14 protein-coding genes are annotated in these 17,341 nt (G+C 63.1%); 10 read left to right on the plus strand and 4 right to left on the minus strand.

Annotation, left to right across the window (positions count from 1 at the left end; translation table 11 throughout):
- Positions 1-7: 7 nt before the first annotated feature.
- Together IWW33_RS21340 and IWW33_RS21345 are read right to left on the minus strand one after the other, a co-directional pair.
- Positions 8-1,966: an alkyl sulfatase dimerization domain-containing protein gene (locus IWW33_RS21340; RefSeq protein ID WP_174142485.1), complete on the minus strand. Its 1,959-nt coding sequence runs from the start codon at positions 1,964-1,966 to the stop codon at positions 8-10.
- 101 nt (positions 1,967-2,067) lie between these two features.
- A complete protein-coding gene (locus IWW33_RS21345; protein ID WP_174142484.1) occupies positions 2,068-2,967 on the minus strand; it encodes a LysR family transcriptional regulator in 900 nt (299 codons plus the stop codon).
- Positions 2,968-3,067: 100 nt separating this feature from the next.
- On the opposite strand from IWW33_RS21345, the gene IWW33_RS21350 reads away from it, so the two are divergent.
- The 8 genes from IWW33_RS21350 to IWW33_RS21385 all read left to right on the plus strand — a co-directional run bounded on the left by IWW33_RS21350 (position 3,068) and on the right by IWW33_RS21385 (position 12,108).
- Entirely contained in the window at positions 3,068-4,306 is a 1,239-nt protein-coding gene (locus IWW33_RS21350; protein WP_174142483.1) for a 3-hydroxyacyl-CoA dehydrogenase, read from the plus strand.
- The gene (locus tag IWW33_RS21355; protein ID WP_174142482.1) at positions 4,303-6,090 is read left to right on the plus strand and encodes an acyl-CoA dehydrogenase C-terminal domain-containing protein; all 1,788 of its coding nucleotides are present in this window, start codon (positions 4,303-4,305) and stop codon (positions 6,088-6,090) included. The genes IWW33_RS21350 and IWW33_RS21355 overlap by 4 nt, the downstream gene beginning before the upstream one ends.
- A gap of 41 nt (positions 6,091-6,131) precedes the next feature.
- Positions 6,132-7,295, plus strand: a complete 1,164-nt coding sequence (locus IWW33_RS21360; protein WP_174142481.1) for an iron-containing alcohol dehydrogenase — start codon at positions 6,132-6,134, stop codon at positions 7,293-7,295.
- A gap of 2 nt (positions 7,296-7,297) precedes the next feature.
- Entirely contained in the window at positions 7,298-7,729 is a 432-nt protein-coding gene (locus IWW33_RS21365) for a thioesterase family protein (RefSeq protein WP_046785771.1), read from the plus strand.
- A 249-nt stretch (positions 7,730-7,978) separates the two neighbouring features.
- Positions 7,979-9,820: a DUF1302 domain-containing protein gene (locus IWW33_RS21370; RefSeq protein ID WP_348635201.1), complete on the plus strand. Its 1,842-nt coding sequence runs from the start codon at positions 7,979-7,981 to the stop codon at positions 9,818-9,820.
- A gap of 20 nt (positions 9,821-9,840) precedes the next feature.
- Positions 9,841-11,160, plus strand: a complete 1,320-nt coding sequence (locus tag IWW33_RS21375; RefSeq protein ID WP_046785773.1) for a serine hydrolase — start codon at positions 9,841-9,843, stop codon at positions 11,158-11,160.
- 94 nt (positions 11,161-11,254) lie between these two features.
- Positions 11,255-11,689 carry a YeeE/YedE family protein gene (locus IWW33_RS21380; RefSeq protein WP_046785774.1) on the plus strand — a complete coding sequence of 145 codons (435 nt, stop codon included), beginning with the start codon at positions 11,255-11,257 and terminating at the stop codon, positions 11,687-11,689.
- Between the two features lie 2 nt (positions 11,690-11,691).
- Complete coding sequence (locus IWW33_RS21385; protein ID WP_174142637.1) at positions 11,692-12,108, plus strand: DUF6691 family protein; 417 nt, start codon at positions 11,692-11,694, stop codon at positions 12,106-12,108.
- 20 nt (positions 12,109-12,128) lie between these two features.
- Here the strand turns inward: IWW33_RS21385 and IWW33_RS21390 are convergent, their stop codons facing one another.
- Entirely contained in the window at positions 12,129-13,019 is an 891-nt protein-coding gene (locus tag IWW33_RS21390; protein ID WP_115274431.1) for a LysR family transcriptional regulator, read from the minus strand.
- Between the two features lie 138 nt (positions 13,020-13,157).
- Here IWW33_RS21390 and IWW33_RS21395 point away from each other — a divergent pair, with 138 nt between their 5' ends.
- Together IWW33_RS21395 and IWW33_RS21400 are read left to right on the plus strand one after the other, a co-directional pair.
- Complete coding sequence (locus IWW33_RS21395) at positions 13,158-14,531, plus strand: nucleobase:cation symporter-2 family protein (protein WP_012314986.1); 1,374 nt, start codon at positions 13,158-13,160, stop codon at positions 14,529-14,531.
- Positions 14,532-14,571: 40 nt separating this feature from the next.
- Positions 14,572-15,954: an amidohydrolase gene (locus tag IWW33_RS21400; RefSeq protein WP_174142639.1), complete on the plus strand. Its 1,383-nt coding sequence runs from the start codon at positions 14,572-14,574 to the stop codon at positions 15,952-15,954.
- Between the two features lie 148 nt (positions 15,955-16,102).
- On the opposite strand, the gene IWW33_RS21405 is transcribed toward IWW33_RS21400, so the two are convergent.
- Positions 16,103-17,140, minus strand: a complete 1,038-nt coding sequence (locus tag IWW33_RS21405; RefSeq protein WP_196914399.1) for a sensor domain-containing diguanylate cyclase — start codon at positions 17,138-17,140, stop codon at positions 16,103-16,105.
- Positions 17,141-17,341 lie beyond the last annotated feature (201 nt).

A 17,341-nucleotide genomic window follows, 5' to 3' on the forward strand; every position in this document is an offset into this window, starting at 1 on the left:
TGGGTGCTCAGGGCGTGACGATATTGAAGCGCCCGTCAGGCTCATCCAGCCCAGCCATGAAGCGCATGAACTTCATGCGCTCACCGCTGATGTCGATACCTCCCGCTTTGGCTTCCTTGAGAAAACCGGTCTGCTTCAGTGCGATGCGGTCCAGGGTGGCCTTGCTCATTTTGATCTGCACATCCGCTTTGGCGTGTTGCGCGTGATCGCGGTGGGTGAGCACGCCGTTGCGCAGGGTAAGGGCGTAGTCTTCGTTGAGGTCGGTGAAGCGCCAGTTGATGGTCAGGTCCTGCTCTGCCGCCTTGGCTGCATCGACGCGCACACCCAGGTAGTCGAAGAACAGCGTCGGGGTCAGTGCGCGTACCAGGTCGTCGGCGCTGCCGCCTTTGCTGGCACCGGCCGCTACGCCGTTGCGCAGTTCCTGCGCACCGGTCAGGTAAGCATTGCGCCAGGTGGCGTTCTCGCTCTGGTAGCCCAGTTGCTCCAGGGCATCGGCTTGCAGGTCACGTGCAGCGCTGTTATCGGATTGGGCGAACACCAGGTGCCGGGTGAGCTCCGCCACCCAGCGGTAGTCGCCCTTGCCGTACGCCTCGCGCGCCAGTGTCAGCACCCGCTCGCTGCCGCCCAGCGCCGCCACATAGCGCTGGCCTGCCTCGCTTGGCGGCAAGGGGTTGAGGGTCGCCGGGTTGCCGTCGTAGAAGCCCATGTAGCGCTGATACACCGCCCGCACGTTGTGGCTGAGCGAGCCGTAGTAGTCGCGGCTGTACCATTTGCTCGCCAGCCGGGGTGGCAGCGAGGTCAGTTCGGCCGCGATCTCGGTAGGGGTCAGGCCGCGGTTGAGCAGGCGCAGCGTCTGGCTGTCGAGGAAGGCGTACATGTCACGCTGATCGGCCAGGTACTCACGGATCGCCGCGCCGCCCCAGGTTGGCCAATGGTGCTGGGCGAACACCACCTCGGCCTGATCGCCGTAGCGCAGCAGCGACTGGTCCAGGTAGTGCGCCCAGACCTTGGCATCGCGCACCTGTGCGCCACGCAGGGTCAGTATGTTGTGCTGCACATGGGAGGCGTTTTCGGCCATGCACAGGGCTTTGAACGCAGGGAACCACAGGTTCATCTCGGCGGGTGCTTCAGTGCCGGGCGTGAGCTGGAACTCGATATCGACGCCATCGATACGCAGGGTTTCGAACGGTTTTTCGATCAGCCGAGTCGGGGCGATAAGGCTGACTGTGGCATTGGCCGGCACACCCTTGCCCAGCCCCGCGTCAACCTGGCCGCGTGGCCCGCGTGGCAGCGGCGCACCATACATGTACTGCGCCCGGCGCTTCATCGCCGGCCCGGCCAGTACGTTCTCGCTGATGGCATGTTCGAAGAAACCTTGAGGGGCAATGACCTGGACCTTGCCGGCCTTTACGTCGGCCTCGTCGACCACCCCGCGCACGCCGCCGAAATGATCGACGTGTGGGTGGGTGTAGATCACCGCCACCACCGGGCGTTGCGGGCGATGCCTGAAGTACATGGCCAGCCCGGCCCGGGCGGTCTCGACCGACAGCAGCGGGTCCATCACGATCAGCCCGTGCTCGCCTTCGATCAAGGTCATGTTGGCCAGGTCCAGGCCGCGTACCTGGTAGATGCGGTCGGTGACCTTGAACAGCCCGGCGATGGTATTGAGTTGGGCGATGCGCCACAGGCTCGGGTTGACCGTTGCCGGTGCCTCGCCCTTGAGGAAGGCGTAGCGCTGCAGGTCCCAGACCGTTTTGCCATCGGCATTGAGCACCGCCTGGTCGACGCTTTCCAGCAGGCCGCGGCGGGCGTTGTCGAAGTCAGCCCGGTCGTCGAAGGGCAGGCGCTGCAGCCATTGCTGGTTGCTTTGGCGCGTCAGGTCGGTGGCATCGTTGGCCGGCGCCTGGGCAAGCACCGCAGAGGGCAGGGCGAGGGCCAGCAGGGTGGGCAGGTAGCGTAGGCGCATGGGGTGGTCCTTGTTGTTATGGGGGCAACCACTCTAAGGACAGAGGTTGCCGGCAAACCAATACCACTCTTGCATGGGTGGCCATACCTGAATGCGATGGCTCAGCCGCCGCGAATTTCCATGATGCGCGCTACCAGCCAGGCCAGTGCCGGGTCGTGCTGACGGTGGGCAAGGTACACCAGTTCCAGCTCGAAGGGCTCCAGGGCGAAAGGCAGGTCAAAGACCTGCAAGGGCAGTAGCTGGGCGAAATGGCGGGCCAGTGCGGTGGGCAATACCACGCACAGGTCGGAGCTGGCGGCCAGGTGCGCGGCCTGCAGGTAATTGGGCGTGGTGTAGGCAATGCGCCGCGCCAGGCCCTGTTCGGCCAGCCACTGGTCGACCATGCCCCGGGTCTGGCCGCCGTGCACCCACAAGTGACGCAAGCCCAGGAAGGCTTGCAGATCGAGCGCGCCATCGACCTCTGGGTGCCCCTGGCGCACCGCCACGTGCAGGGTTTCGCTGCGCCAGTGGCGGCGCTCGTAGCGCGCCGGCACATCGTCGAAGCGCCCCAGCACCAGGTCGAGTTCGCCACGGTCGAGGGCTTCGGCTGGCAGGTTGGGTGCCAGGTGCAGCACATCCACGCGCAAGTGCGGCGCCTGGGTTTGCAGGGTGGCGAGCAACCTGGGCATGCACAATTGTTCGGCGAAGTCGGTCAGGGCAATGCGCAGTTGCCTGTGGCTGCGGCCCGGGTCGAAGCTGTCGCCGGCGCCGAGCGTCTGCTCGATCTGTTGCAGCGCCGCGCGAATCGGCCCTTCCAGGGCCAGGGCGCGGGGGGTGGGGCGCATGCGTCGGCCGACCCGCACCAGCAGCGGATCACCGAGCACGTCGCGCAGGCGCGCCAAGGCGTTGCTCACTGTAGGCTGGGTCAGGGCCAGACGCTCGGCAGCGCGTGACACGTTCTGTTCACGCAGCAGCATGTCCAGCACGCGGAGCAAGTTGAGATCGAAGTTGGATATATTCATGTGAAAAATACATGGGATGGAAAATTAGAATTTCAAAAATAGTAGGCGCCTGACTAGGGTGAGGGCAATGCCTTCACCTACCGAATCAGGAGTGTCACGCGTGAGTACTTCCTACAACGTTCAGCAGACGGCCGTGATCGGGGCCGGGACCATGGGCCGCGGCATCGTCATCAGCCTGGCCCGTGCCGGGCTGCCTGTGCTGTGGCTGGACAACGACCCCAGCGCCACCGAGGCTGGCCTTGCCATGCTCGCGCAGACTTGGGCCCAGCAGGTCGCCAAAGGCCGTATCGACCAAGCCCAGGCCGATGCCTGCCTGGCGCGGGTGCGGCAGGTAACGGCCTACACCGAGCTGGCCGAGGCCGACCTGGTGATTGAAGCGGTGTACGAAAACCTGGCGCTCAAGCAAGAGATCTTCCGCACCCTGGACAGCACGCTCAAGCCTGAAGCTATCCTGGCCAGCAATACCTCGGCGCTGGACATCGATGCCATCGCCGCCGTCACCGGGCGGCCTGAACAGGTGTTGGGGCTGCACTTTTTCAGCCCGGCGCATGTGATGAAGCTGCTGGAGGTGGTGCGCGGGCAGCTTACCGCGCCCGCAGTGCTGGACGCGGCTGTGGCGCTGGGCCAGCGCATGGGTAAGGAGGTGGTGGTGGCAGGCAACTGCCCCGGTTTCATCGGCAACCGCATGCTGCGTACCTATGTCGCCGAGGCCCGGCAGTTGCTGCTCGAGGGCGCCACACCGCGGCAGGTGGACGAGGCGCTTCAGGGGTTCGGCTTTGCCATGGGCCCGTTCCGCATGTATGACGTGGTCGGCATCGACCTGGAGTGGCGCGCACGTCAACTGGCCGGGGAGGGGATGGATGCCCCGTTGGTCCAGGTCGACAATGCCTTGTGCGCGCTCGGCCGTTTCGGGCAGAAGGTTGGCCAGGGCTATTACCGTTACGCACCCGGCAGCCGCGAAGCCTTGCATGACCCCGAGGTCGATGCCTTGGTGCTCAAGGTCGCTCAGGACCTGGGCGTGCGTCGGCGCGCGATCGACGACGAAGAGATCCGTGAGCGCTGCCTGCTGGCGCTGGTCAATGAAGGGGCGAAAATTCTCGAACAGGGCATAGCCAGTGGTAGCCAGGACATCGACCGGGTCTACTTGCATGGGTATGGCTTCCCGGCAGAGACCGGCGGGCCGATGTGCTGGGCCGATCAACAAGGGCTGGGGGTACTGCTGGCCAGGCTGGAGCGGCTGCAGGGCCTGTTTGGCGAGCACTGGCGACCTGCTGGCCTGCTGATGCGCCTGGTCGCGGCCGGCAAGCGGCTGGCTGACGTGAGCGAGGGCCGCGCATGAACTACCGAGCCCCCCTGCGTGACATGCAGTTCGTCCTGCATGAAGTCTTCGATGTGACGCAACATTGCGCCCGCCTGGGCAACGGCCTGGACCGTGAAACCATCGATGGCATCCTTGAACAAGGCGCCCGCTTTGCCAGCGAGGTGGTGGCCCCGCTCAATCGCCAGGGCGACGAGCAGGGCTGCCGCCTGGAGCAGGGGCAGGTGCTGACCCCCGAAGGCTTCCGCCAGGCCTACCGGCTGTATGTCGAGCAGGGCTGGGGCGGCATGACCGGCCCGGCCGAACACGATGGCCAGGGCCTGCCGCAGATGGTTGCAGCCTGTTTTCACGAAATGCTGATGAGCGCCTCGCTGGCGTTTCGTATCTATTCGGGCCTCACCGAGGGTGCTGTGCTGGCCCTGCACCGGCATGGCAGCCCGGCGCTCAAGCGCGACTACTTGGGCAAACTGGTCAGCGGCGAGTGGGCCGGCACCATGTGCCTGACCGAGCCGCAGGCTGGCACCGACCTGGCGCTGCTGCGTACCCGTGCAGAGCTGCAAGGCGATGGCAGCTATCGCATCAGTGGCAGCAAGATCTTCATCAGCGGCGGAGACCAGGACCTGACCGACAACATCATCCACCTGGTGCTGGCCCGGTTGCCCGATGCGCCGGCCGGAGTGCGCGGCATCAGCCTGTTCCTGGTGCCCAAGTTCGAGTGCGCGGCTGACGGTGGCCCGGGGGTGCCCAACGCCCTGGGCTGCGGTGCCCTCGAGCACAAGATGGGCATCAAGGGGGCTGCCACCTGCGTGATGAACTTCGACGGCGCCCGCGGCTGGCTGGTGGGTGAGGCCAACCAGGGCCTGGCCTGCATGTTCACCATGATGAACGATGCGCGCTTTCAGGTGGGGCTGCAGGGGCTGGGCATTGCCGAAGCGGCGTTCCAGGGCGGCCTGACTTATGCCCGTGAGCGCTTGCAGTCGCGCAGCCTGGCCGGCCCGGTGGCGCCCGAGCGCAGCGCCGACCCGATCATCTGCCACCCTGACGTGCGGCGCATGCTGCTGACCCAGAAGACCCTCAGCGAGGGCTGCCGGATGCTAGCGGCCTACGCCGCCCAGGCTCTCGACCTGGAACAGGGTGCGGCGCAGCCTGAAGTACAGGCCGCCGCCGGGCGTCGGGCGGCGCTGTTGATTCCGGTGGTCAAGGCCTTCCTCACCGATGTTGGCCAAGAGGTCGCCAGCCTGGGCGTGCAGCTGTATGGCGGCCATGGCTACATTCGCGAGTGGGGCATGGAGCAGTTGATGCGCGACAGCCGGATCACCCAGCTGTATGAGGGCACCAATGGTATCCAGGCCCTGGACCTTGTGCGCCGCAAGGTACTGGCCGATGGCGGCGAGCAGCTGCGCCTGTTGATCGATGAACTGTTGGAGGCGGCGCAAGAATGCCGCGCAGATGAGCTGACAGGGATGGCCGAGGCGGTGACCCTGCGTTTGCAGGAGTGGCGCAACCTGAGCGCCGAGGTGCTCGATGCCTGCCGCTGCGACCCCCAGGAAATTGGAGCGGTGTCGGTCGATTTTCTTGCCTATTCAGGCTATGTGCTGCTGGCTGCGCTTTGGCTGCGGGCGGCCGAGCGGGCCAGTGCGGCACTGGCTGCCGGCAGCGGCGACAGCGCGTTCTACCAGGCCAAGTTGCACGCAGCGGACTTTTACTGGCGGCGCATCCTGCCGCGTGCAAGTGCCCACTGTGAGGCGTTGCGTGGCGGCGCCCCGTGCCTGATGAGCCTGGATGAAGCGCACTTCGCCTTCTGATCGCTGTGCCGTTCACCCACAAGAACAAAAGGAACATGAACATGCAGCCATTCAGTTTTGCCACCACCGCCCAGCTGCTCTGTGAACCGGGCGCCGCTGGCCGCCTGGCCCAGCTGTGCCAGCAACGCGGCGTGCGCCGTGTGCTGATCGTCACCGACCCCGGTATCGTCAGCCTGGGGATGCTTGACGATGTACTGCCTGGCTTCACCCAGGCGAACCTGAGCGCGGCGATTTTCAGTGATGTCAGCGCCGACCCCAGCCATGCCTGCGTGCTGGCCGCCGTCGGCCGGGCCCGGCATATCGGTGCCGAGCTGATTGTCGGTTTCGGCGGCGGCAGCTCCATGGACGTCGCCAAACTGGTGGCGCTGCTGGCCCACCCAGGGTGCGACCAGACCCTGGAGGCGGTGTATGGCATTGACCAGGCCAAGGGCCAGCGCCTACCCCTGATCCAGGTGCCCACCACCGCCGGCACCGGCTCGGAGGTCACGCCCATTGCCGTGATCACCACCGGCGAGTGCGCCAAGATGGCGGTGATTTCACCGCTGCTGCTGCCTGACCTTGCGCTGCTCGATGCCGAACGCACCCTGGGCCTGCCACCGGCGATCACCGCCGCCACGGGCATCGACGCGATGGTCCATGCCATCGAAGCCAGCACCAGCAAGTTCAAACGCAACCCACTGTCCAGCTTGCTGGCTCGCGAGGCCTTGACACTGCTGGCAGGCAACCTCGACCAGGCGGTGCACAACGGCGGTAATCTGCAGGCCCGTCAGGCCATGCTGCTGGGGGCCTGCCTGGCGGGCCAGGCATTCGCCAACGCACCGGTGGCTGCGGTGCACGCCTTGGCCTACCCGCTGGGGGCGCGTTTTCACGTACCGCACGGGCTGGCCAATGCCTTGGTGCTGCCGCATGTTATGCGCTTCAACCGTAGCGAGGCATTCGCCGACTACGCGGCGCTGGCGCCGGCGCTGTTGGGCGAGCGGCTGGTGCCTGGCGGCCCCCATGAGTTGTGCAGCCAGTTCATTGCCGAGCTGGAGCAATTGGCACCACGCTGCGGCTTGCCGAGCCGGTTGCGTGATGTCGGCGTGCCCCGCCACAGCTTGCAACAGCTTGCTGAAGAGGCCCTGCAGCAGCAGCGCCTGCTGGTGAACAACCCGCGCAAGGTCACCCTCGCCGATGCTGTCGAACTCTACCAGGCGGCGTTCTGATCATGGCCAGGGAACGCCCGCTACGCGGCGCCTATCGCCACTTCCAGCCGATCACCACGCGTTGGCACGACAACGACCTGTATGGGCATGTGAACAATGTCGTCTACTACGGGTTTTTTGACAGCGCCGTGAACACCTGGCTGATCGAGCATGCCGGTCTGGATATCCACCGCGACCCGGTCGTGGCCTATGTGGCCGGGTCTGCTTGTGACTACTTCGCCGCGGTCGCCTTTCCGCAACGCATCGAAGTGGGTATCGCGGTCACGGGCACAGGTAACAGCTCGGTGCACTACGCGCTGGCCGTGTTCGTCGAGGGCGAGCCTGAAGCGTGCGCAGCCGGTCGCTTTACCCATGTGTTCGTTGACCGTCGTGAGCAGCGCGCGGTTGCCATACCAGGCAAGGTGCGCAGGGCCTTGGAACTGTTGGCTGTTTGAGGTCATCTGGGGGCGCTCGATTGACGCCCCCCCACCCCAGTCAGGCCCCCGAACGCCTCGCCCAACCTCCGCCCAGGCCATAACAATCCGGCATGGCACTGATCCGAAGACGCTATTTGTGAGCCCGCTTTCACTGCCCCGATAATCCACATTACCGATTCCGCCAGCCTGGGCGGCCGGTACCTCATCTGTGGTACCCCACCTTTCACTCTCGAATAAAACAACAAGAGGTTAAGAGTGAGCGTATACATCCATTTCTGCCGGCGCCAAGCGCCGCTGGCGGCTCTATGCTGCCTGCTCGCCACCCCGGCGGCTGCCCTGCAATTCCAGGCCGGCCCGCTCGAAGGCCGCTTCGATACGGCGCTTTCGTTCGGCACCGCCGTCAGTACAGCCAACCCCGACAAGCAACTGTTGCAGGCCGCCAACAGCAATGACGGCCGGCGGAACTACCGCTCGGGTGATGTGTTCTCGGCCATTTTCAAAGCAACCCATGACCTGGAACTGCAGCGGGACAACGTTGGGGTGTTTCTGCGCGGCACCTACTGGTATGACACGGTGCAACGCGACCACAGCCAGCGTGCTGTCGACATCGACGACCACAACCGCCAGGCATCGGCCAAAACCGCCGCAGCGGAACTGCTCGATGCGTTTGCCTATGCCCTCTACGACATCGACGGTGAGCCCGGCTCAGTGCGCCTTGGCAATCAGGTGGTGAACTGGGGCGAAAGCCTGTTCATTCAGGGTGGCCTGAACGTGATCAGCCCGTTCAATCAGGCCGCACTGCGCCGGCCAGGCTCGGAAGTCAAAGACGCGCTGGCGCCGGTCAACCTGTTGTATGTCACGCAAAACCTCAACCAGGCCCTGTCATTCGACGCCTTCTACCAACTGGACTGGGAGCAGACCCGGTTGGACAACTGTGCGACCTTCTTCTCCGGCAATGACTTCATGCCCGAGGGCTGCCAAGGCCTGGATGTCGGTGGGCAGATGGTCACCAACCCGGGGGTTTCCCAAGCGCTGGCGTCCATGGGCGTGACGCTTGCCGATGAGGGCGTGCGCGTGCCGCGCGGGGCCGACCAGGATGCGCGCAATGGAGGCCAATGGGGTTTTGCCTTGCACTGGTATGTCCAGTCGCTGGATACCGAGTTTGGCCTGTTCGCGGCCAACTACCACAGCCGCTCTCCCTACCTGGGTACCGTCAGCAGCCGCTACTTCGCCAATACCGGTTTTGCCAGGGACTTGTGCGGCAACATTGGCGTGCCCCTGTCCGGCTGCGGTGCCTTCCTGGCTTCGAGCGCGGGGCAGACCTTGGCCGGCGCCCTGCGCATGGGAACCTCGCAGTACCTGGCGCAGTACCCTGAGGATATCCGGCTCTACGGCATCACCTTCGCCACCACCCTGCACAACGGTACCGCTGTGCAGGGGGAGTTGAGTCACCGCCCCAACCAGCCGGTGCAGCTCAACGGCAACGATGTACTGCAGTCGCTGCTCAACGCCCCGGGCCGCAGCCCGCTCAACGCCGAAGGCCTGCGCCCTTCGACCGACGATACGTTGTTCGACGGTTATCGACGCAAAGAGGTGACCCAGGCCCAAGTGTCGGCAGTGCAAGCGTTCAGCCAGGTCATGGGGGCCAACCAGCTGCTGTTGATGGGGGAGGTGGGCGCAACCTATGTGGGTGGGCTCGAGGGGCGTTTCGGGCCGCGCTATGGCCGCTCCGGGGCCTACGGCAACGGAGAGCTGGCCGACAACAGCCTTTGCCAGGCGATTTCGAAAAGCCCTGGCGACTGCAACGGCGAAGGGTTCGTCACGCCGTTTTCCTGGGGCTACCGCCTGCGCGCGACCTGGAGCTATCAGAACCTGGTCCCGGGCGTGGACATCCGTCCCAACCTGGCCTGGTCCCACGATGTGAAAGGCTATTCGCCTGCCGACGGCTCGGGCTTCAATGAAGGCTCGCGCTCGATCAGCCTGGGCGTCGACGTGGCGCTGGCCAGCAAGTACTGGGCAAGCCTTGCCTACACCGATTATCTCGATGGCGATTACGGCACCCGCGGCGACCGCGACTATGTGGCATTCAGCGTGGGCGCCAACTTCTAGACCAACCCAGGAGCAAGACAATGTCCAAACGCAGCATGCACGCTTCACCCGCCAACCTGCCGGCCATCGCTCTGATGCTGGCCAGTACACTTGCCCCGGGCATGGCCAGCAGCGCACCGGCAGAGCAGGGCGTGATGCAAGGGTTTCCACCCGCACCGCAGTTGCGCGTGAACCAGGCCAACGCGTTCCAGCCACCTTACCTGCGCTGGTCCATGCGCCACGCCCGCGAGGTTTCGCCGACCCGGGGCATCGGCCGCGCTTCCACACCGTTAGCCTTGCCAGCAGGCACTGAGCTGCCACTGGACCAGGTGGCGTTCAATGCCGGCGAGCAGCCCCTGACGTTGGCGAGCTACCTGCAACAGACCAGCACCGACGGGCTTATCGTGCTGCACCGTGGCCAGGTGGTGTACGAGCGTTATCTGGAGGGCTTCCAACCCGGCCAGCCGCATATCTGGGCCTCGATGACCAAGTCGGTGACTGGCCTGATCGCCGCCCAACTGATCGCCGAAGGCACGCTGGACCCGCAACGTACACTGGCGCATTACGTGCCGGAACTCAGCGGCACGCCGTTTGGCGAGGCGACGGTGCAAGCCAACCTCGACATGCAGGTGGCTGTGGAGTACCCGCCGCAAGTGCCGCCGGACCTTGGGCTGTTTGCCGCTACCGGGTTGATACCTCGGGCCGAGGGCATGCCGGGGGATATCTACAGTTTCCTCCAGCACGCACGAAAGGCGTCCGGCTCAGGCGCCAAACCGTTGTTCTTCTACCAGAACGGTTCACCCGAAGCGTTGGCCTGGGCGCTGCGGCGCATCACCGGGCTGAACTGGGCCCAACTGGTTGAACAACGTATCTGGTCACGCTTTGCCCAGGACGATGCCTATGTTCAAGTCGACCCGCTCGGTACCGAGATGGCCAGCGGCGGTATCAGCTGCAACCTGCGCGACAGCGCGCGCTTCGCCGAACGGGTGCGCCGTGAGCTGGCCCGTGACGTCAAGGATGACAGCTTCAACCAAGCGGTGCGCAGCACTTTCCAGCCCGCCGACCCGGCGTTGTTTGCCCAAGGCAACCTTGCCCCCGGCCGCCCGGGCTACGCTTATCGCAACTACTGGTTCCAGAAAAATGATGGCGACGGCTCAGTCGAGGCCAGCGGGCGCTTCGGCCAGAAAATCTATATCAACCCGCGCCGCGAAGTGGTGATCGTCAAGCTCTCGGCCACTGCCGACCAGGCCCGGCGCGCCACCCGTGCCGACGGTGAGGCGAAAGTCACTGCGCGCGTGGTGGACTCGCCGGCGACGTTCAACGGCATGGTCACTGCGGTGTTGGCGGCGCTGCCGGGTTGAGCGGTGTGGGGCGCCTGGCAAATCGTTATCATGCCTGCCATGTTGATGTGCTGTTCAACGCCCTTTACCAGCTTCACTGCGCCGGAGATGCAACATGAACATTGATTGGATCAACTTCACACCCTGGAGTGCTTTGGGGGGAGGGGCCTTGATCGGGCTGGCCGCCAGCCTGTTCATTCTGGCCAATGGTCGCATCGCCGGCATCAGCGGCCTGCTTGCAGGTGTGATGCAATGGGGCAGTGAGGGCTGGGGCGAGAAGGCGCTGTTTCTTCTCGGCCTGCTGATCGCGCCATTGGTGTGGGGGCTGTTCGCCGTGCTGCCGGAAATCGAGATCGACACCTCGTGGCCGGCGTTGGTGATTGCCGGGCTGCTGGTTGGCCTTGGGACACGGTACGGCTCAGGCTGTACCAGTGGCCACGGTGTGTGTGGAGTCTCGCGCTTGTCACCCCGTTCAATCGTGGCCACGGTGTGCTTCATGGCCAGCGGTTTTGCGACCGTGTACGTCATCCGCCATGCGCTGGGGGCCTGAGAATGAGCAAGTTGACAGCTTTTTTCGCCGGCTTGATCTTTGGTCTTGGCCTGTTGTTGGCAGGCATGGCGAACCCCGCCAAGGTGTTGGCTTTTCTCGATGTGGCCGGGGCCTGGGATCCGTCACTCGCACTGGTGATGGCAGGGGCCATCGCGGTGGCGGCTGCTCCGCTGAACTGGGCACGCAAACACAAGCGGTCGTTGCTTGGCGCCCCCATGCAGATACCTGTGAAAAGGGAGCTGGACGCCCGCCTGATCGGTGGCAGCCTGGTGTTTGGCGTAGGCTGGGGCATTGCCGGCATCTGCCCGGGGCCTGCGGTCGCCATCTCGCTTACCGGGCACTGGCAGGTACTGGTATTCGTAGTGGCAATGCTGGCGGGGATGTATGCGTTCACTGTGCTGCAGGGGCGTACATCTTGATGAGGTCTGCGTTCTAATTTTTACGTCGCTATCGGCGTTCGCCCCAGCGCCTCACGCAGCCAGGTACCCGCTTTGCCCAAACGCAAGCCTGACGACCAGACAAGGTCGACGCCTACCGTCCAATCGGTGTACGGGTAAGCTTCCAGCTGCAGTTCCACAAACTCCCCATTGGGACCCAGCGCTTGTATCAGTTGCCTGGGCACTGTGGCCCATCCCATGCCTGCGCGCAGCATGTCCATCAAGGTCAAATAGCTTTCTACACGCCAATGGTTGGGTGAATTCAGGTATTCGCTGGTGGGCAACCGGTCCTGGAAGGGGAGGTAGATCAACTGTCGGTAGTTGCTCAATTGATTGAAGCTGACGGTGGGCATTGCGACCAGAGGGTGTTGGCGGCCGACGACGTTGCTGAACGTGATGCTGCCAAGGCGTATGAATTGCAGATTTCGCGGGTAATGAGTGCGGGTACACATCATGGCAAGCAATAGTTTTTTGTCTTCGATCATTGTCAGTACATCCTGCCCGCAAGGATGCAACACAGTAAGGTCGACATGGGGGAATCGGCGGGAGAATTCCTCTAGAACAGGTGCAAGGGACTGATAGGGGATCGCCTCGTCGATGCTGATCACTAGCTCAGTCTCCAACGCCTGCGCCAGGCTGCTCGCACGACTTTCCATGTTGCAGCACTGACCCAGAATCGCCTCGGCGTCACGCAACAAGGCCCTGCCTTCATTGGTGAGTTGTGGATAGCGCTGACTGCGATCAAACAGGGTAATTCCCAGATCGATTTCCAGGTTGCCAACGGAAATGCTCACAGCGGATTGCGACTTGCCCAATTTGCGTGCTGCGGCCGAAAAAGAGCGCTCACTGACGACCGCAGAAAAAGCGGCCAGTTGTTCAAGAGACAACCTCATCGCTGCTCCATAAAAAAATTAAATGGGACCCATTTTTACAACGGGTACGGGCTGGCGCATGGTGGTGCTGCGCTACCCATAACCACAATAACTATTTATTTCATCACTGCCTCGACAATACGTTTCAGGAGAGGACAAATGACCCCTAGCGTGCACCCGGTAGATCAGCGCTTACCGCTGATACAAACTGCAGTACTTGGCTTTCAGCATGTGCTGGTGATGTATTCGGCCTGCATTATTGTGCCGCTGATCCTCGGCGCTGCACTGAAACTTCCCAAGGACCAGTTGACCCTGATCATAAATGCCGATCTTTTTGCGGCGGGCCTGGCGACGCTCTTGCAGTGCGCGGGCAACCGTTTTTTCGGCATTCAGCTGCCCATCATGATGGGCGTGACCTTCGCTTCGGTCACGCCGATGATTGCCATCGCCGTGACCCCCGGCCTCGGCCTGCCGGGCGTGTATGGTGCGATTATCGCGTCGGGTCTGTTTGGTTTTCTGTTCGCCCCGGTGATGGGGCGGCTGCTGCGCTATTTTCCGCCGGTGGTGACGGGGACTGTGTTGCTGGTGATTGGCATCAGCCTGATGCGCGTTGGCATCGACTGGTCAGCCGGCGGACAACCAACGCTGGCTGATGGCGGGCCCAATCCGGATTACGGCAACCCGGTCTACCTGGCTATCTCGCTGGCTCAGTTACTGTTGATTCTAGGGCTCAACCGATTCGCTAAAGGCTTTATTGCCAATATTGCAGTGTTGCTGGGTGTATTGGTCGGTTTTGTGATTGCCTTCATTCGCGGGGATATCGTCCTTGATGGCATCGCTCAAACGCCTTGGTTCTCCACCATCACGCCCTTTGCGTTTGGCCTGCCGACGTTCGACGCCGTTGCCGTGATCTCAATGTGCATGGTGATGTTGGTGACCATGGTCGAGTCGACGGGGATGTTCCTGGCATTGGGAAGCATGGTCGACCGGCCCACCAGCCGCCAGCGCCTGGTGCGCGGACTTCGTGCCGATGGCATGGGCGCCATTGTCGGCGGCGTATTCAATGCGTTTCCCTACACGTCGTTTTCGCAGAACATCGGCCTGGTCACCATGACCGGGGTCAAGAGTCGCTATGTGTGCATAGCCGGTGCGCTGATCCTCATCGCCCTCGGGCTCTTTCCAAAACTGGCGTATGTGGTGGCGTCGACACCGCAATATGTGCTCGGCGCCGCCGGCATGGTGATGTTCGGCATGGTTACGCTCATGGGGGTGCGCATCCTGTCTACGGTTGACTTCGAGCAGTCGCGCTACAACTTGCTGATTGCCGCCACCAGCGTTGGCATTGGCATGATCCCGATGGTTTCCCCGCTGTATTTCCACCACCTTCCCCAATGGAGTCGGGTGTTCACCGAAAGCGGGATCATTCTCAGTGTGCTCACTGCACTGATCCTCAACCTGGTGTTCAACGGACCTACCAAAACAGATGAAGCGCAGGCCAGTGCGGCGCGTAACGCGGTACTTGGCGAAAGCTGAATACCGGCCCTCCAGAAACATTCATAAAAGGTCGAACATGATGATCAGTGAACTCCTGAGGGCTGACGTGGTGCTTACCATGGACGCCTTTAACACCGTCATTGAGGATGGCGCCGTATTGATTTGCGACGGCGTGATTGCCGACGTCGGCCCGGCAACTGAGTTGCTCACGCGGTATCCCGAAGCCAAGGTCCGGCGCCTGACCGATCGGCTGCTGATGCCCGGGCTGGTCAACACCCACTGCCATTCCGGCATCCTTCGCGGTACGGCGGAAGGTTTGCCGGTTTGGGACTGGCTGCAGCAGTATATTGACCCCATGCACCGCGTTCTGCTGCCCAGCGAAGCACGCCTGGCTTCCATGCTCTGCTATAGCGAAGCGCTGTTGTCCGGCACCACGACTATTGTGGACATGTGGCGGTACATGCACGGTAGCGCCGAAGCGGCCAATGAGCTCGGCATCCGGGCGGTGCTCGTGCCATACGTAGCAGAGCACCCGGACCATGACTACTTCGAGACGTTGGACAGTAATGAAACCTTGATCGAGCGCTGGCATGGTGCAGCCAATGGCCGCATCAATGTCTGGGTCGGCCTGGAGCACCTGTTCTATGCAGTGCCCAAGGCCTGGCAACGAATTGCTGATATCTGCAAAGCCAATGACGTCGGATTCCACACCCACAGCAACGAAAGCCGCTTCGATGTTGAAGAAACCCTTCGCCGCCATGGCATCAGGCCCGTCCAGGCTTTGGAAAAGTTTGGCCTGCTCAATGCCAGGAAGGTGTTGCTCGCTCACTGTGTCTGGGTGGACGATGCCGAAATTGCTTTGATGGCCGAGCGCAAAGTCGGAGTGGCACACAACCCGGTCAGCAATATGAAACTGGCCTCGGGTGCCGCACCGGTGGAAAAAATGCTGGCGGCCGGCGTCGCGGTCGGTTTGGGGACCGATGGCGAGAAAGAAAACAACAACCTGGATATGTTCGAGGAAATGAAAGTGTCATCGCTGTTGGCCAAGTTCGTCAGCCTCAATGCTGCTGCCCTCGACGCATGGTCGGTTTGTCGCATGGCGACCATTGACGGCGCCCGCGCGCTGGGTATGGACAAGCAGATCGGCTCCCTGGAAAAAGGCAAGGCAGCGGACATCATCGCGATGCGCATTGATACGCCAAGAATGACACCGTTGATCACCCAAGGACCGCTGGCCAATCTTCATCACAACCTCGTCCATGCGGTCCAGGGTGGGGATGTCGACCTGACCATGGTGGCCGGGCGGGTACTGGTCGAAAACGGGCACTTGAAAAATGCCGAGCTGGATGTGTTGATCACAGAGGTCAACGTCATCGCGCCTGCATTGTTTGCCCGACGTAAAGCCTGGCTCGAGCAAACTGGCGTATCGGTCAATGAGCTCCAGCGCGTAGCGGCTTCATAAGGTCGGCTCCAGGCAGACGGCCGACATACAGGGCACGGCCAGGGCCCCATCCTGACGCGAGCGGTGCGGTGGTATCCCTGGGCGTGGTCGAGTCGGATCTGGCGGCTTTCGGTATCGAGCTGGAGCACCAGTGCCTTGCGGCTTTCGCTCAGTCTACCGATTGCACGTAAACCACCCGGTCCCGCCCATTCTGCTTGGCGCTGTAGAGCCCGGTGTCGGCGCGTTCCAGCGCCTGGTCGAGGTGTTCGTCATCGTTGAGCAGCGTGCAGCCGATGCTCACGCTGGCCCGTAGCGGGCCGGTGGAAAGTTGTACCGGCTCGCTGCCGATCATCTGCCGAACCCGCTCGGCAATCCCCTTGAGCTCTTCGCTGTCGTTGACCCTGACCAGAGCGACGAATTCCTCACCGCCCTGGCGCACCACGAGATCGTCCGGGCGCAGGGCTGCGCGCAGGCGGCGGGCGCATTCGCAAAGCACCTGATCGCCGCTGGTATGGCCATACCTGTCGTTGATGCTTTTGAAATGGTCAAGGTCCGCATAGATCGCCCCCAGGCGCAGGCTGCTCTGTGCTGCCCGGCGCCGCTCGTGGTCCTGAAACGCTGTCAGACCGTTGCGGTTCCACAACTGCGTCAACGGATCAAGCATGGCCTTGCGCTGCTCTCGGTCCATTTCCAGGCGCAAGTCACGGTTACTCTGGATCAGGCCACGCAGCTGCAGATAACCCTCTGCAAGCGTGGCCAGGTCCTTGAAGTTCGCTTGCTGCGTTTCGTTCAGCGTGCGCGGGCGGGGGTCGAGCATGCACAATGTCCCTATGGCCTTGCCATTCCCCGCGCGCAGGGGGTGCCCTGCGTAAAAGCGGATATAGGGGGCGCTGAGTACCAGCGGGTTGTCGACGAAACGCGGGTCACGCGTGGCATCGGGCACCAACAATGTGTCCTCCCCAAGGATGGCGTAGCCACAGAAAGAAACGTTGCGCGGCGTCTCGCTGGCCGCCAGCCCGATACGTGCCTTGAACCACTGGCGCTCTTGGTCGATCAGGCTGATCAGCACCGTGTCCACTTGTGCCAGTTGCTGGGTAAGCCGTACCAGGGTGTCGAGGTAATGCTCGGCCGGCGTATCGAGCAGGTGCATCTCATCCAGCGTGCGCTGGCGAGCTGCTTCGTCGGTGGGGAGGGGGCAAGCTGGCATGGGACTTCCTTTTTCTGGGGGCGGGCGGCGCCTGTCAAAGGCCGCAGCGCTCTCTGCGAGGTCAGGATCGGCTGGCGATTGTCTACCAAAACCGGCTGTTCTGGTATAGGAGCCAAACCGCTCCGTTTCCAGGCCAAGTGCGGAAATCTGGCGGCCACGCCCCAAGCCAGCGCTTCGCTCTACCGACAAATCATCATTGCC

This window comes from Pseudomonas sp. M2, from assembly GCF_015751845.1.
Lineage (GTDB): Bacteria > Pseudomonadota > Gammaproteobacteria > Pseudomonadales > Pseudomonadaceae > Aquipseudomonas > Aquipseudomonas putida_E.

Excerpts from the sequence above, each read along its gene's own strand:
- IWW33_RS21405 (WP_196914399.1), bottom strand. The coding sequence starts at position 17,140 with ATGCCAGCTTGCCCCCTCCCCACCGACGAAGCAGCTCGCCAGCGCACG.
- IWW33_RS21400 (WP_174142639.1), top strand. The coding sequence starts at position 14,572 with ATGATCAGTGAACTCCTGAGGGCTGACGTGGTGCTTACCATGGACGCC.
- IWW33_RS21360 (WP_174142481.1), top strand. The coding sequence starts at position 6,132 with ATGCAGCCATTCAGTTTTGCCACCACCGCCCAGCTGCTCTGTGAACCG.
- IWW33_RS21365 (WP_046785771.1), top strand. The coding sequence starts at position 7,298 with ATGGCCAGGGAACGCCCGCTACGCGGCGCCTATCGCCACTTCCAGCCG.
- IWW33_RS21395 (WP_012314986.1), top strand. The coding sequence starts at position 13,158 with ATGACCCCTAGCGTGCACCCGGTAGATCAGCGCTTACCGCTGATACAA.
- IWW33_RS21355 (WP_174142482.1), top strand. The coding sequence starts at position 4,303 with ATGAACTACCGAGCCCCCCTGCGTGACATGCAGTTCGTCCTGCATGAA.
- IWW33_RS21385 (WP_174142637.1), top strand. The coding sequence starts at position 11,692 with ATGAGCAAGTTGACAGCTTTTTTCGCCGGCTTGATCTTTGGTCTTGGC.
- IWW33_RS21390 (WP_115274431.1), bottom strand. The coding sequence starts at position 13,019 with ATGAGGTTGTCTCTTGAACAACTGGCCGCTTTTTCTGCGGTCGTCAGT.
- IWW33_RS21380 (WP_046785774.1), top strand. The coding sequence starts at position 11,255 with ATGAACATTGATTGGATCAACTTCACACCCTGGAGTGCTTTGGGGGGA.
- IWW33_RS21345 (WP_174142484.1), bottom strand. The coding sequence starts at position 2,967 with ATGAATATATCCAACTTCGATCTCAACTTGCTCCGCGTGCTGGACATG.
- IWW33_RS21375 (WP_046785773.1), top strand. The coding sequence starts at position 9,841 with ATGTCCAAACGCAGCATGCACGCTTCACCCGCCAACCTGCCGGCCATC.
- IWW33_RS21340 (WP_174142485.1), bottom strand. The coding sequence starts at position 1,966 with ATGCGCCTACGCTACCTGCCCACCCTGCTGGCCCTCGCCCTGCCCTCT.